Source organism: Bradyrhizobium sp. RT6a (genome assembly GCF_040547675.1).
Lineage (GTDB): Bacteria > Pseudomonadota > Alphaproteobacteria > Rhizobiales > Xanthobacteraceae > Bradyrhizobium.
In genome coordinates, this window is record NZ_JBEPQC010000002.1 from 706,117 (window position 1) to 721,306 (window position 15,190).

At 56.4% G+C, this 15,190-nt stretch carries 12 protein-coding genes; 6 read left to right on the forward strand and 6 right to left on the reverse strand.

The annotated features are described in order from the left end of the window. Positions 1–71: 71 nt before the first annotated feature. A complete protein-coding gene (locus tag ABIC03_RS13150) occupies positions 72–461 on the forward strand; it encodes a response regulator transcription factor (RefSeq protein WP_354058613.1) in 390 nt (129 codons plus the stop codon). A gap of 313 nt (positions 462–774) precedes the next feature. Further along, positions 775–1,665, forward strand: coding sequence for a hypothetical protein (locus ABIC03_RS13155; protein WP_473321008.1), 891 nt, complete (start codon positions 775–777; stop codon positions 1,663–1,665). Between the two features lie 265 nt (positions 1,666–1,930). Here the strand turns inward: ABIC03_RS13155 and ABIC03_RS13160 are convergent, their stop codons facing one another. Further along, on the reverse strand, positions 1,931–2,302 hold the full coding sequence (locus ABIC03_RS13160) for a hypothetical protein (protein WP_354058617.1): 372 nt from the start codon (positions 2,300–2,302) through the stop codon (positions 1,931–1,933). Positions 2,303–2,675: 373 nt separating this feature from the next. Between ABIC03_RS13160 and ABIC03_RS13165 the strand changes: the two genes are divergently transcribed. Both ABIC03_RS13165 and urtA read left to right on the forward strand, forming a co-directional pair. Then, positions 2,676–4,574 carry an adenylate/guanylate cyclase domain-containing protein gene (locus ABIC03_RS13165; RefSeq protein WP_354058619.1) on the forward strand — a complete coding sequence of 633 codons (1,899 nt, stop codon included), beginning with the start codon at positions 2,676–2,678 and terminating at the stop codon, positions 4,572–4,574. A 35-nt stretch (positions 4,575–4,609) separates the two neighbouring features. After that, positions 4,610–5,851, forward strand: coding sequence for an urea ABC transporter substrate-binding protein (gene urtA, locus ABIC03_RS13170; protein ID WP_354059639.1), 1,242 nt, complete (start codon positions 4,610–4,612; stop codon positions 5,849–5,851). An 83-nt stretch (positions 5,852–5,934) separates the two neighbouring features. Here urtA and ABIC03_RS13175 read toward each other — a convergent pair whose 3' ends face one another. After that, positions 5,935–6,954, reverse strand: coding sequence for a helix-turn-helix domain-containing protein (locus tag ABIC03_RS13175; RefSeq protein ID WP_354058622.1), 1,020 nt, complete (start codon positions 6,952–6,954; stop codon positions 5,935–5,937). Between the two features lie 433 nt (positions 6,955–7,387). After that, complete coding sequence (locus tag ABIC03_RS13180; protein ID WP_354058624.1) at positions 7,388–7,651, reverse strand: hypothetical protein; 264 nt, start codon at positions 7,649–7,651, stop codon at positions 7,388–7,390. 524 nt (positions 7,652–8,175) lie between these two features. Here ABIC03_RS13180 and ABIC03_RS13185 point away from each other — a divergent pair. Together ABIC03_RS13185 and ABIC03_RS13190 are read left to right on the forward strand one after the other, a co-directional pair. Next, the gene (locus ABIC03_RS13185; protein WP_354058626.1) at positions 8,176–9,291 is read left to right on the forward strand and encodes a helix-turn-helix domain-containing protein; all 1,116 of its coding nucleotides are present in this window, start codon (positions 8,176–8,178) and stop codon (positions 9,289–9,291) included. A gap of 532 nt (positions 9,292–9,823) precedes the next feature. After that, positions 9,824–10,534: a Bax inhibitor-1/YccA family protein gene (locus ABIC03_RS13190; protein ID WP_354058628.1), complete on the forward strand. Its 711-nt coding sequence runs from the start codon at positions 9,824–9,826 to the stop codon at positions 10,532–10,534. Between the two features lie 69 nt (positions 10,535–10,603). On the opposite strand, the gene ABIC03_RS13195 is transcribed toward ABIC03_RS13190, so the two are convergent. The 3 genes from ABIC03_RS13195 to ABIC03_RS13205 all read right to left on the reverse strand — a co-directional run bounded on the left by ABIC03_RS13195 (position 10,604) and on the right by ABIC03_RS13205 (position 14,247). Then, on the reverse strand, positions 10,604–10,951 hold the full coding sequence (locus ABIC03_RS13195) for a hypothetical protein (protein ID WP_354058631.1): 348 nt from the start codon (positions 10,949–10,951) through the stop codon (positions 10,604–10,606). 471 nt (positions 10,952–11,422) lie between these two features. Further along, positions 11,423–12,424, reverse strand: coding sequence for a phospholipase D-like domain-containing protein (locus ABIC03_RS13200; protein WP_275168329.1), 1,002 nt, complete (start codon positions 12,422–12,424; stop codon positions 11,423–11,425). A 32-nt stretch (positions 12,425–12,456) separates the two neighbouring features. Beyond that, on the reverse strand, positions 12,457–14,247 hold the full coding sequence (locus ABIC03_RS13205; protein ID WP_354058634.1) for an ABC transporter ATP-binding protein: 1,791 nt from the start codon (positions 14,245–14,247) through the stop codon (positions 12,457–12,459). Between the last annotated feature and the right edge of the window lie 943 nt (positions 14,248–15,190).

The window sequence follows — 15,190 nt, forward strand, 5'->3', positions numbered from 1 at the left end:
AGTGGTACCAAAGTGATGTTGGTCCAAGGGCCAACTCGACAGCCCACAACCTTGACGCCGATAGTGTCGCTATGGGAGACAACTCGGGCTGCATCGCGATTGTGGATGACGACCCCTTCGTGCTGAGGGCTCTCGAGCGCTTGTTAAGGGCTCGCGCGCTCAAGGCTAGGACATACGCCTCCGCTCGGGACTTTCTGGCCAGCCTGCCGCTCGGAATACCAGTGTGCCTGATTGTCGACCTGCAGATGCCCGAAATGAGCGGCCTTGAGCTTCAGCACCAACTCACTCGCTCAGGGATCTGGATTCCGACCATCGTCATCACGGCTCACAACGAGGCCAGCGCTCGCGAACGCTGCGAAGCCGCCGGGTGCGCGGCTTTCCTTACCAAGCCGCTGCAACCTGGATCCCTGCTGGTCGCCATCGAAACTGCGACGACACGAAGGTGTAAGCGTCATCCCTAGACCGGCCGGCGACCTTGGTAGACAAAGGTAAGAACGGGCTACCCGACGTCTGGCTCAGGAGCGCCAGTTTGCCCACCCCCGCAAGCTTCCGGTCCGTCCCTATCAACCGACATTCAGCGGGGTCGCATCAACGGCAGCGATGGGCTGGAATCAGACATTAGAGCCACATTGGACAAGCTATTACGTCCGCTCCATACTGCCGTAGCGATCAAAGCGGCCGGTTGGGATGACGATGTTCATTTTCCGAGCTCGCGCCAAAGGGACGGCGCAAGAGCGACGTTTTGCCGATGTGGTTCGATCGTACTGTTGTCTGATGCTCTTGCCGGCTCTGGTATGTCTATCCGGTCCCGCCCTGGCTCAGGATCCTAGCGACAGCAATGGTGGATCCGGACCGACTTCGTGGCCTAATCTTTATTTTGACCTGAGAACGAACTACGCCTCGGTGCCCGCCAATACACTTTCGGTCGGCTTCAGCAGTCCTTCGCTGTCAACGGCCATCGCGGCGCTTCGAGCACTCTCGGATCCGTCGAGTTTACCGCGACTTTCGAGCTTTCCGGCACCATCGTCGCCTTCAACCCAGAGCGTTGCACTTGACGTTCCGCTGACGGTCGATGTTAGCGACGCCGTTTCGTTGTATGGCGGGTTCACGGCGAGCGCTTTGCAAAGTGGGACGTCTGACTGGTCGTCCCTTGCGATCTCGAGCTGGAACGTGGGCTTCCAGGCTGACCTTTATCAGCAGAATGGCGGATCCATACCAACGATTACACTGCAGACCACCATCACGAGATCGGTGCCGGATTCTGCGCTTGCGACGACGTCCTTCAACAACATTGTGGAGTTCGACTATGCGCTGAACGAAGACGAGACCAAAGGCTTTCTGACCGGCGTCCAATACACGAGGATCAATGTTGACTCTTCTTCCGCAACAATCAACCCGAATACCATTGGCTATCTCGGCGGCTACTATCAGTGGCCCAACAACTGGAAATTCACGGGCCGCGCGGGCGTTCAATCATTCGGCGGAGCGCAACTGCTGAACCTGGCGACAGTGCCATCCTTTACTCAGCCAATTGTACGGTTCGACCTCGACCGGATGGACGATAACGATAATCGCCTGTTTGGCATCACAGCCCAGATTGCATGGACACCAAAGCCGGCCTATCAGTTGACGATTAGAACGCCGCTATACTTCGTCAGAAATTGAGACGCCGGGCGGCGCTATCTTGTTGACAACACCGCGCGGCGGATACCGGCGGCCTGAGGTCAATTGAGCCGCTTAACTATTGCAACCAGTGCGTCTGCTTACCCAGAGACGTCCTCGCGTCCTCACCTCGCAACTTCGGACGCGGTCGTCAGCCGCTACAAAAGCGGTTGCAATTGTGCGATTTCCTTGTTCAGGACGAACGCGACTACAGGGCAGGGAGTAGGCGGTCCTGAGGGACCGCCTGCTTCTGGTCACAGTGGATGACCTATTGGCAGACATGTCGAAGGCCGTCAGGACCCTTGAAATAGGTGCCGGGGCGGCAAACGATGCCATTGCGAGTGGCATAGGTGTTCCAGTTGCCGTGCCAGCCCATCTCGCCGGCGTTGGCGTAAGAGTTGCCCCATCCGCCGACCGTAGCACCTGCTGCCGCAGCGACGGGCTGGCTATTGGCGCGCCGCGTTGATTGCCGGTATCGATAGCCGGTGGTAGGGGTCGCCCCGGTCCCGAGTCCCGTGCAGCTTGCGAATTCAGCTTGGCACATGTCTGGATTAGAGAGGGCCGATTGTGCCGATGCAGCAGAGCCGGACAGGGCTGATGCCACAATCACGGTCGCGCCCAGAACCCTTAGAGTCATCATCGCTTGCTCCTAGTGATTGCAACGTGGCCCGAAATCGCCACGTGAAGAGGGTATCAACAGGTGCGGGCCTGACTATGCTACTTCGGCCAATCTGCGCTGCAGAAATCGGGTCTGCTTTGTGGGGCACTAGTTCTCTCCGCATGCCGGGGGAACGACACCAGTGGGGGACAATCACATAAGAGCGCACCTCTTATCCTGCTCGTGCACTCGTCTCGTCGGCGATCACGGCCGTCGCCTTAGGTCGAACAGACGCCCGGGGCGCGCGGAACTGCAAAGCCGAAAGTGTTTAGATCAAGCCAACGTTGTTGCCGAACTAGCATAGTGGCGAGAGGCAAGCTCCCCTAGTCTAGTCTCAAAGTAGCGGTGCGCCTGCATGTTCACGTTCCGGACGTCGATAACGCTTGCTGTGGCTACCTTTGTGGTTGCGCTTGCAGGTTTATTGATCGCAATTCAGGCTCGATCTCTGCGCTTGGCAACGCACGAAGCGGCTTTAGCCTATATGGACGCAGCAAGCGCCAAGTCTTTGGGCCGCTTGCATAGTGAGTTGAGCTCCATCTCTTCAATTGTGAACGTGCTTGCTACTAGTTCGAGCGTAGCGGATTCGGATGACCGATCTGAAACGGGCAGGGCGATCCCCCTGTTCAAGGCCGCTCTGCACGAAATGCCGCAGATGGACAGTATCTACGTCGGCTTTGCGAATGGCGCCTGGTTACAAGTGCGGCGCACCAGCGACCTCACTGAGGACCAGCGCGCAAAGCTGCGAGCGCCGGCCAATGCTGACATCGTGATTAATCTCGTACGGCCCACGGCGGCGGGCGAGCTGCCGATGCGCCGGGTGTTCCAAGATCGGCAGGGCAGCGACGTCGACGAAATCGATTTCTGGAAATACGGCTACGATGCTCGGACGCGGCCTTGGTACACCCAGACCATGAAAACGGGCCGGACCTTTGTCACCGAGCCGTATCTTTCCTTCAATCTTGGCGCACCAGTAATTACCGTGGCTGCGCCCTTGCAGGGCAAGGTGACCGGCGTGCTCGCGGCCGACCTTAAGCTCGATAGCTTCAGCGCTTTCGTCCAGGCTCAGCGGCCAGGACCAAACGGCACCGCAACGATCTTCGACCAAGCTGGCTCCCTGATCGCCCATCCTGACTTTGTGGAGTTACTCGAAAATGCGATGATCGATCCCGCGCGATCGCAGCTACCCAACATCGGCGAAATCAAAGATGGACTCATTGCCTCTGTGCTGCGGATGTCACGCAATCTTGGCGTGGACGAAGGTTCGGTCGAAGATAACCGGGGCCACGGTTATCTTTTTAGATTGACGAGTTTCACCTTGAGCGATGGCTACAGCGCCAGCATATTGCTGGTGGCGGCGCAGGATGATTTTGTCCAGAATGTCAGGAAAGTACAGTTCACGGGCTTGATCTTGGCGATGGTCGTTGGCGCGGCCTTCATCCCGATGGTCTGGATTTTCGGCAATCGCATGGCGCGTTCCTTAAACGCTATTGCTGCGCAGGCCGGAAAACTTCAGAATCTGGCTCAGCCTGATCCAGTGCCAGTAACATCCTACATTGCAGAGATACACGATCTAGGCAGTACCGTGAATTTGGCGCAGCGTGCGATATGGTCGTTTGCGCATTTCGTTCCAAAAGAGATCGTGCGCGGCGTGCTGGACAACTCCATCTCCACTAGGCTCGGAGGGATCAAACAGGAGATCACGTTGATCTTTACGGATGTTCAGGGCTTCACGACGATCGCGGAATCGGTCGACCCCGACTTGTTGATGCAACAGACCTCGCGCTACTTCTCGGCCCTAAGCCAAGCCTTCCTCGCGGAAGGCGGCACAATCGACAAGTTTATCGGTGACGCGGTGATGGTATTCTGGAATGCGCCCGCGCCACAAGCAGATCATGTCGCGCGTGCCTGCCGTGCGGCACTGGCAGCCAGAGCCGCCGGTGAACGGCTCAACGCTGAGTTCGCGGCGGAAGGGTGGAAGCCCTTCATCACGCGGTTCGGTATTCATGTTGGAGAGGCCGTCGTTGGAAATGTCGGATCAACTGAGCGAATGAACTACACAGCTCTTGGCAACACGGTGAACCTTGCTGCTCGGCTCGAAGGACTGAACAAGCAGGTCGGTACGACAATCCTAGTGAGCGAAGCCGTCTACTCGCGCGTTCGCGATCAATTTAAATTCAGGGCCTTCGATGCGGTCATGGCGAAGGGGATGTCCATTGAGACGCGCATCTACGGGCTCGACGGAGGGGCCGCATGAAATTCGCTTCGACTTGGCGCGGCTTGCTGTGGGCGATGCTCGCTCTTTCTGGTCCGTTGGGTCATGCTTCCGAAGAGACCATCAAGGTGGGCATTCTGCATTCGTTGTCCGGAACCATGGCGATCAGCGAGTCCGTTCTCAAGGACACGGCTCTCATGATGATTGCGGACCAGAACAAAAAGGGTGGCTTGCTGGGGAAAAGATTGGAGCCGGTAGTCGTGGACCCTGCTTCCAATTGGGAAGCTTTCGCCGAGAAAGCTCGCGAGTTGCTCACGGTGGAGAAGGTTGCAGTCGTATTCGGCTGCTGGACCTCCGTGTCCCGAAAAGCGGCAACCCCCGTTTTCGAACAGTTGAATGGCCTGCTCTTCTATCCCGTTCAGTATGAGGGCGAGGAGAGTTCGCGTAACATCTTCTACAGTGGCGCCGCGCCGAGCCAGCAGGCAATTCCGGCCGTTCGATATCTAATGAGCAAGGAGGGCGGCCAAGTTCGCAGGTGGGTATTGCTCGGCACCGACTATGTCTATCCGCACACCACCAACAAGATCCTAACCGCCTATCTGTACAGCGAAGGCGTAGCTCCGGAGGATATCACGACGATCTACACGCCCTTTGGGCAATCAGAGTGGCGCGAGATTGTCGGAAGGATCAAGGCGTTCGGTTCGGAAGGGAAACGGACGGCTGTCATCTCGACCATTAATGGAGACGCCAACACCTATTTTTACCGTGAGCTGATCGCTCAACAGGTCAGCGCTAAAACCCTCCCTGTTATGGCGCTCTCGATCGGAGACCGCGAACTGCAGCAGATTGGCGTTGACAGGCTGGCTGGTCAAATGGCGGCATGGAATTATTTTCAGTCCGTTAAGTCGTCAGAAAACGACGCTTTTGTCAAAATGTGGACCGACTTCAACGGGCAGCGTGACGGCATGACAAATGACCCGATGGAAGCCACTTTCGTCGGTTTTCGAATGTGGGCCCAGGCGGTCAGCCAAGCCGGCACTGTTGATGTGAACGCCGTCCGTCAAGCGATGTACGGTCAGCGAGTGAAGGCGCCGAGCGGCTTTGAGGTTGTGATGAACACCAATCACCATCTGTCCAAGCCTGCCATGGTTGGTAAGATAAATTCCGCAGGAACGTTCGACGTAGTTTGGCGATCGATCTCACCAATCAAACCGTCGGTTTGGAGCCGATACATTCCCGCAAGCGCGAGACTGACAGCCGACTGGAGTTTTCCTTGGGTTTGCGGGGGGTGCGCCGAGCCCACATTCAAAGACTGGTGAAAAGGTCTTGTTCGCGCTTAATCGTCGGAATCGAATGAGCTTATCCGCTATCGCCGCGGAGCAGCGCACTCCTTAAACTGACGTCAGTCGCTAAACGACACGGTTGCGGGAGAGGTCGGACGATCAAAGACATAGTTGTCGTCGGCGAACCGGCGCAACGTGATCGAGGGCGGTTCTCCGAACATCGTTCGGTAAGCCGCCGCAAATCGCCCCAGTTCCCAGAAGCCATGATCGGTGGCAATCTTTGTGACTGTCGAGCATGAAGGATCAGCCCTGAGCAGCGCGCGACGAACCAGATGCAATCTTCGCAGAGTCAAATAGCGGATGGGTCCCATCCCCAGATGTTCTTCGCAGGCCACTCGAAGTGTTCGCTCGGCCACGCCGATCGCGGTGCAGATATCAGCTAAATACAACGGCTGCACGGGATTTGCTTCGAGGAATTCCTCGAACCGTGCAACTATCCGCCCGTGGCGATGGTTGGCGCCTTCTACTTTCGACGTTAAGCCCTCAGTGAGGCACTTGATCATAGTGTACGTTATGTTGTGCTCTAAGGCCCGGGCCACCTCTGGGAGTTCGAGAAGGTTTGGTGTCGCGATGGCTATCTTACCAATTAATTCGTGCTGTTGTTGCAATTGCCGCATAAGAACCGAACTTGGCCGGACCAAATATTCCAACTCCACTCCAGAAAACTCATCACCCGCGATAGCCCTGCACGCGGCATCGAAATCGCCAGGGGCCAGTGACATCGCTCCAAAGCGGCAGTCCCCTTCGGTTCTGTGATGCACTACGTCGTAATTGCAGACGACGATTTCGTTGAGCGAAAGATCTCTGCCGCGATGGAGAAACGTCGGCTGCTCGCCGGTAAGAAAGGCAATAACCCTTCGACCAGAGGTGATCTGGCTCGTGTAGACTTGCGGCAGCGTAACGTCGAAGCGCTGCATCATTAGCCGATTGAATGTCACCTGGGTCAGTTCGGCGCGGAAGTCCCCCTTTCTTGTTAGCAGCAGCTTGTTGTCCGACCCTCGGATAGACTGCTGGAAAGGGAATGGATCGTCAAAATTGAAAACACGACTCCAGGCCATAGGCTGCTCAACACTTTCCATTGCTAAATACGTCCGGAGATCTAATTTGTGCTCCCTGCGAAGTATTTGATGCCGCATCCGAAAACTTACTTGTCGCCGAGAGGGCACTTCGCCTTCTGCGAGAGTTCGGCAAGGTATCTTTGCATACACGCAAAACGTGCGGACACGTTAAAGGCTGGCGAAAGACGTTGACTATGCAAAAACGGCAGAGAAAGTCGGCGGCGCCGGCTTAGGGCGTCGCTCCAGTCCAGTCAGAAGCCCTTCGCGTCGAAATCATATAGCGCCGTTTCTGCATAGGCGCCGTTCAGTCACGGTGTACGGTTGGCTCGAGGAGGGCCGATTTAGGCGCCCGCGGCCGGATCTCATCAGCGTGAGGAGGAGCAAAATGTCGGCTCGAACCGTTGGAGCACTCGCCGCATCTGCCATTGTCGGCACAGGCGTTTTGTTGGCCGTTTCAGGCGAAGCATCGGCATTTCGCGGTGGTGGTTTTCACGCCGGCGGTTTTCGAGCTGGTGGTTTTCACGCAGGCGGATTTCGCGCAGGCGGCGTGCGCGCCGTTGGGGTCCGGGGCGGCGTCTACCGGGGTGGCGTCTACCGAGGCGGCGTTTACCGAGGAGGTATTTACCGCCCCGCCGTAGGCATCGGCGCTGCTGCAGTCGGTGCCGCTGCACTCGGTGCCGCCGCAGGTGCGTACTACAGGCCAGGTTACTACGGTCACGGTTATTATGGCGCTGCTGCGCCGGTGACCTGTGGATACGGCTATTACTACTACCCGCCTTATGATCGCTGCGTGCCCACGCCATAGTCGATCGCACGAAATGGATGACGTCGGAAGAGCGTTAGCAAGCATCTGCCGCTCCTGCAAAACCGGGACAACCCTGCAAACATCTAAGCCGGTGGATAGAAACAAGAAGTCAGGCGCTGTTTGAGAACGGAAGAAGCGATGCGATCCATCGGGTGCTATGCCGCTTTACATGCTGAGTAAGCTAGTTTGGGCCGCGGAGGAACATTCGCTTCATCTGGCCAAGGGTCCCGTAAGCTTTCAGGCGCTCATTCCGATGTCCGCATGGCATGCCTGCAGCTTCCTGAAGGAGAGCTTGCGCCAATTCGTCGCACGGCTCAGCGCTAAAGCATTGCTCTTGCTGGTGCATCATAGACTCGCGGTCAATTTCGTTGATTCCGATGGCGCTTTTCCTGGACATTTCCGTTCCGATTTGATGCTTTATGTCACGGTTGAGTCACATGGACTATGCGACTGCGGCGTTTTGCTCCAAATTCCCGATTCTGCCGAATTTGCATAGACTTTCTGCCGGTCATTCACGAATATCGTCTGCTCTACAGCCTTCGCGTGTGGCGTTTGTGGGGGTCGAAATGCCCTGGAGCAAAGTCCTTGTATTCAACGATCCGGCTCAATACGCGACGAGCGTACGTTCCGCGGAGATACAGATTTTCCCGACGACCAAAGGGGATTTTCGGGCTGAGTTGACTCAAGTTACATTGAATGAACTGTGGATGCAGCGCTTTGCGGAGTGCTTGCCACGCGTGCACAGGGGTACGATTAGCCCAGGCCGTCAGGTTTATACTTTTCTGACAAACGAACAGCCCGAGGTGCACAGCCGGGGACGACTATTATCGCTGGGGGAAATGTGTGTCCACGATTATGACGTGCAACATGTCAAAACCTCCGGGGATTATAGGTTTGGGGGGGTCTCCCTAAGACCAGAGGCGCTGGCTACGACCTGGAGGGCATTGGTCGGATCCGAATTCAATCCGCACAAGGGCGCGCGGTTCATACGGCCGAATTCTGGATTAATGAGCCGATTCCTGAACCTTCATGCGATAGCCGGAGGGTTGGCGAAGAGCGCACCCGACCTCTTCACACAGCCGGAAGTGGCTCACGCGATTGAGCAGCATCTGCTGCACGCGCTGATAAACTGTTTAGCTGATTGTGAGGCCTCCAACATTGGAACAGGTTTGCTGCGCCACGGAATCATCCTCGGACGTTTCGAAGAGTATTTGGAAGCGAATCCAAATACTCCGTTGCATTTGAGCGAAGTTTGCGCAGCCATTGGGGTGGCAGAGCGAACGCTTCGCGCCGCATGCGAGGAGCATCTCGGGATGGGACCCATTCGATATCTGACGTTGCGGAGAATGCATCTCGTCCGCCATGCCTTGCGGCAAGCCGCTCCTGATGCAAAGACCGTTACCCAAGTGGCGACCGCGCACGGGTTTTGTGAATTGGGGCGGTTCGCTGTAGCTTATCGGCAGATGTTTGACGAATCACCAATTGCAACCCTTCGCAAAACACCAGACTCTTGGCAGGAAAAGGTAAGCCGTCCCTTGAAGCTAGTGTCGTAAGTTCGTCAAAGGCTCTACCGATGGATTTGGAAGAGCCGTCGGGCCGCAGGCGGTGCGCTGTCGATCAGTTTCCCAATACGGTGTGCCCACTGTACAGGTTATTGCCGGGAATACTCAGGCTGCCGTTTGCCCATGCCCAGCCGAGTTGCCACCAATCTAGAAGCCTTACCAATTACAAGGTGGTGCGCCCCTGAAGGTTCGCTCCAACAGCTAACGATCAGACAAAGGGCGCGCGAGGCCTATTCAGTCGCGTCATCTTTACGCGGATTTTGAACCGCCTGTGCCCCGTTCAGCAACTATTCCGAATGCAAAATTGGCTTCTAACGGCCGTCGCCTTTGCGCGCGCAATCGTTTGGTTTGCCGAACTCGCATAGTAACGCGCAGCCCCCCGCGCTAATTTGATCAGTCAACAGGCCGCGGCATGATTGCACGCATTCAGGACGAAGTGCTCCGGTCTAGCGCGAGATTTACGAAGACTCCGTCATAAGCAGCCGCCGAATTTCTCGCGCGAGGATCAACAAGGACGCGACCTATGTCGAATTACGACGGAAATGCACCCGCTGCCCCCCTTTCTCCGAACGCTACAGCGATTGACATCGGCCTCCGCGCTTTCATGTTGCGGGTCTACAACTATATGGCTGCCGGGGTTGCTTTAACGGGCGTCATGGCGCTGCTGACCTATCAGTTCAGCGGGCCGGAATTACTTCAAAGTCCGCTGATGTGGGTGCTGATGCTGGCTCCCCTGGCGCTGGTGTTCTTCATCAGTGCACGAATCAACACGATGTCGGTGGAAACCGCGAGAGGATTGTTTTTCCTCTATGCGGCGCTTGTCGGAATCTCCCTGTCGACCATCTTTCACATCTACACGGAGTCTTCGATCACACGGGTGTTCTTTGTCTCGGCCGCCGCGTTTGGTGCGCTTAGCATGTGGGGTTACACGACCCGGCGCAACTTGTCGGGTGCCGGCACCTTTCTTTTCATGGGCTTGATCGGCATCATTGTTGCCAGCCTGGTGAATTTGTTTCTGAGATCTAGCGGGCTGGATTGGATGATCTCCGTCATCGGTGTCGGCGTGTTCGCAGGTCTCACAGCGTACGATACCCAACGGATCAAGGAGATGTACGAAGGTGGCGATGACAGAACGTCGACAGGCCGCAAGGCGGTGATCGGCGCACTGTCGCTTTATCTAAACTTCATCAATCTGTTCATGATGATGCTGCGCCTCATGGGCGGCCGGCGTTAGCATCTGGACTAATTGGCGTGCGCGGAGCCCAGATCCCTCAAACGTCTCACGGGAAGAATTCATTGGGAATCAGGAGGGTGTGCAACTAAGCCGAGCGAGAGGCCCTGAGTTGTAGATGAGAAACAGGTCGCCCGTATAATGGAAGTCTTCTCCAACGAATTCCTTTGTCACAAACTTGAGCTGGATCTTGTTATTACTGGTAACACGGAGAGGGAGTTTATTATTTGCCATGATCAGCGACATCCCGTCCCTGCCATCCAGCGTGACGTTCAGGTCGACTCGTTTTGCTTGAATGGCCGGATCCAGCATCTGTTGAACGATTTGACCTTTGCATAAAAATTGCTGGCCTGCGGCATAGCTTGGCCCGATCATCGTCATCAGCATGGCCAGGCTAACCGCAAATTGAGTTGCTTGCATTTTAGCATCCCTAAAATTCGAAGATCGTCGTGACAGGAAGATGTAAGCCATTGCTGATCGCGGGCTTGCCGAATGGCCCGATCTCAACGAGCAGGGGGCCGGTTTTAGTACAGATGGTCCAATACACCGCAGTGATGGCCGATTTGCCACGTCGAGTGTGGACCGACGCGTAGAAAGCAGTATGCAAATCCGGCCATTTCCGGCTTTTGCACCTCCGTGACGCTACACAGAAACGTTGAAAGTGACTCGCGAAGGCCGAGCCACAAGTTGCGGCGTCGCTGATCGTGATAACTGCGCCCGGAGCAAGCGTGCAGGCCGACCGGGTGACGCTGCGCCACCGACGAAGTGTGGGCTGCCTGATATCTGGCGGCACGTCTAATGGTCTAAAGGCAGTATCGAGCCTGACGTTCCGCTTGGCATGCTAGACCGAGTCAGCGCACGCCGAGCACTGCTTTGGAAAAGCGCGGCCAGCTATTTCTTGCTGCTGCCATCACCGTGACCCAGAACCAACGCCGCCCCATCCTGGCCGTGCTTTTTCAGATCGGCCAAAATTCCGAGATCGGACAAATCGAGCCTATGCGAATGTTTCCAGTCGCGCCGCGAGACCTGGACCAACCGTTTGATCACAGGCTTGGATTTGGTCGCGATCGCCAGCTCGCGTCGCGAGTCGAAACTTCCCGGGCTCAGATTGATTGATCCGACAATTGCTTCTTTCCCATCCGCAATCAGAATCTTGCCGTGAAGCTTAAGCCCCTGCAACAGATGCACCTTCGCTCCAACGTCGTGCATGATGCGCAAGCCGCCGATCCCTTCGGCGAGCTTCTTGCCGCCTAGCTTATGTGGAGCTCGAGCCATGATCTTGACGCGAACGCCGCGGTTCACAGCACGTACCAGCCTTTCTACAATCACCGTGTCCTGATAACGTTCATTTTGCAGCCAGAGCGTCTTTTTCGCTTTATCGATCACATTCGCGATACGCTCGCGCCCGTTGTTCGGACACCAAATTAGGTGCGACTTCGGATCTGGCTTGAATGGTTTGCGGGTCCAATCAGCGTCGAAACACCGTACCATTTCCCGAACTTCGCTCTTCTTGGTCGTCGTGACCGCATAGTCTCTGGTTTCCGTGAGATCACGAGGCTCCCAATTCAGGGACTCTACAAAACCGATCTTGTCGTCGATGACCATTGATTTTTGATGCGTTAACGCGAACGCCGCGCTGCTGTCCCGCACTTCGACGCCCGCTGCCAAAAGTGCCTTTCTAGCCTTCGCGTTTTCACTCTTCCCGTTGCGCCTTGCGGGATTCAACATGACACGGACATTGACGCCGCGTTCCTTGGCTGCGATCACCGCTTTCAATAGGGTCGGTTCGGTGAACAGAAACATCCTGATATTTAAGGAGCGCCTGGCGGCGCTGATCGGATCCAGAATTGCCGAGATGGTATCGTCCGGAAGAACGATAAGTCTGTGGGGCATGGTGTTGCTCCGTACTTTAGCCGGCTCGATAACTAGGCCGCGTTTGCTGATGCCGATGCCGGTTCGTATTGAATTCGGTGCAGCTCGGCATAGACGCCGTTGCGCGCGAGAAGTTCGCTGTGAGAACCCTCCTCGGCAACCACGCCATCCTTTAGAACGACGATTTTGTCTGCCTGGCTTATCGTGCTGAGGCGATGAGCAATCATGATGACGGTGCGGCCCTTCATCAATTGTCGTAGCCCCTCGATCACGAGGCGTTCGGATTCGGTATCGAGCGCGGCGGTCGGTTCATCCAGGATCATGATCGGACTGTTCCGAATTACAGCCCGGGCAATACCGATCCGTTGCCGCTGACCGCCAGAAAGAGTGTCTCCTCGTTCTCCGACGACGGTATCGTAACCGTGGGGCATACGGCTGATGAACTCGTCGGCGTTGGCAATTGTCGCCGCCGCGATGATTTCTTCGTCGGTTGCTCCGGGACGCCCGTAGGCGATATTTTCGCGAATGGTCCCGCGGAACAGGACCGTCTCCTGCAGGACGAATCCGACCTGAGACCGCAGCGCCGCCAACTTGAAAGTAGCCACGTCGTTTCCATCGACGAGAATGCGGCCACCGCTGGGATCATAAAAGCGCGGGAGCAAGCTCAGAATGGTAGATTTTCCAGACCCGGTAGGGCCGACAATGCCGATGACTTGGCCGGGTTCGATGTTGAACGAAACGTCCCGAAGTACCTGAACTTCGTCGCTATAGCCGAACGCGATATTCTCGAAAGAAATGGCGCCCTTAACGCGGCCTGGATCCACTGCCTCGGGATGTTCGCGAATGACAGCGTCGGCCAGGAGGATTTTCTGGATGCGCTCGAGCGCGACAGTTGTCTGTGCAATCGCGCTCGTCATGCTGGCGAGATCTTTCACAGGCTTGAAGAACTTTGCGAGATAGGCGAGGTAAACAGTAAGCGCGCCGGTTGTCATCACCCCCGCGACAATCAAGCCCGTACCTCTCCACAGTACGATTGCAGTGCAGAACGCAACTACGATGCTGACCATAGGCGACAGCAGCGATTTTACCTGCCGAGCCTTCAGAGCGGCCTCGACGGTAGCGTGACTCGCAGCCTCAAGATGAGCGGTCTCAAGGTCCTGTCGTCCAAATGCCTTCACAGCGCGCACGGATCCGAGGCCCTCTTGAACTACTGCGACAACCTCGCTCTGCTTGATTCGGACGATACGCGTGACCTCCTTTACAGCTTTCTTGAAATGCATCACGGCCATCAGGAGGAAGGGCGTCACTGCAAGGGCGATCAGGGTGAAGTCCCAGTCTAGCCAAAACATCAATCCCACCATGAAAATGATGGTAATGACATCAACGACGATGCTTAGCGTTGACGAGGACGCGAAACTCTGGATTGTCGCGACGTCACTTGTAATGGTTGACATTAGCGTGCCCGTCTTGGCGGTATCGTAAAAGCGGAGCGACAATCGATGCAGGTGTTCGTAAATCCGGATCCGCAGATCGTTCGCAACCCATTGTCCGATGCTGGTGGTGTAGTAATTGTCGATGTATGTGGCGAGCGCGCTTATGATTGCGATGACCAGCGTCGCGGCGCCCGCGAACATGGCCACACCGAGCGTGTGGCGTCCGAAGCCATAGTCATGTGCCCATGCCAGCCAGTCGGGCAATCTATGCTTTCCGAGTGCGTCGTCGAGCACGAGCTTTAGGGGCCAAGGCGCCGCCAGACTGGCCGCAATCTCGAGCAGCATCGCTGCGAAAACAATAGCGAGCCAGCCGCGATAAGGTCGGAGCAATCCGAGCACGAGACGCGTCATTTTGCTCTCCCCATCAGCAAGAGTCGTAATCATGCGGGCCGAGTGTTTGAGTGAATGTCCGCCGGGAGGATGTTCGCCGGTGCTGCAGCTAGGGGCTATGCAGAATCGGCCGTTCGCCGAAAATCGGCATAGTGCCTACCTGAGTTGGCAAAACCTCAGGAGGCGCCTTCCGCCCGAGAAGCCCAGCCGTCAATCCAGCCTGTGTCATTGCGTCTGCCGAAGTTGCATAGACGTCGTACGCAGAGCGTGGCTAACTGGCGTAGCGGTCCGGAAGTGTTCTGACCCGCTTCGCAGGGGGCGCTTGCTACAAAGAGAAAAGCGCACTGACATGAGCTTTTGTTAGCGATCGAGACTGCCGCTGGCGCCTTCGTTGAGGGCAGCTCTTCGGCAAAAAAGCGCTACTTCTAGGAGAATACAAAATGCCTTTTTCAGTGGCTATGATCGCTCTGAGCACACAACTGGTTGTGGCGGTAGCGGACGGTGTGCCGGCGTTTGACATGGCAAGAAGCTGCAAGCTCGATTTGGCTGCGACATCCGGACTGTCCGATACCCAATCGCTCCGGGCGTGCATCAGGGATGAACAGGGAGCGCGAAAGCAATTAGCCCAGCGATGGTCGACGTTCCCGGCCTCGAGCAAAGCGGAATGCATTCCCCAGGAGTCGATCGGGGGCACTCCCAGTTACGTCAGCTTGCAAACGTGCCTGCAAATGAACCAATGGGCCAAGTAGACTTCTTTTAGTTCGGGTTGACGAGTATAGCGCACCGTCGACAGCGCGTTGAGATCGGCGGCAGTCTCGACATCGGCCGCTGCTGAAAAGCCATCACGGGGCAGTTTTACTCGCTTGTTAGTGAGAGACAGGTACATTCGCCGCGAATTAGAGCAACGGTAGGACATAGTCGCTACACGGAAACCCGCCGGAAGCGTGCGCGCACCGAACTCACG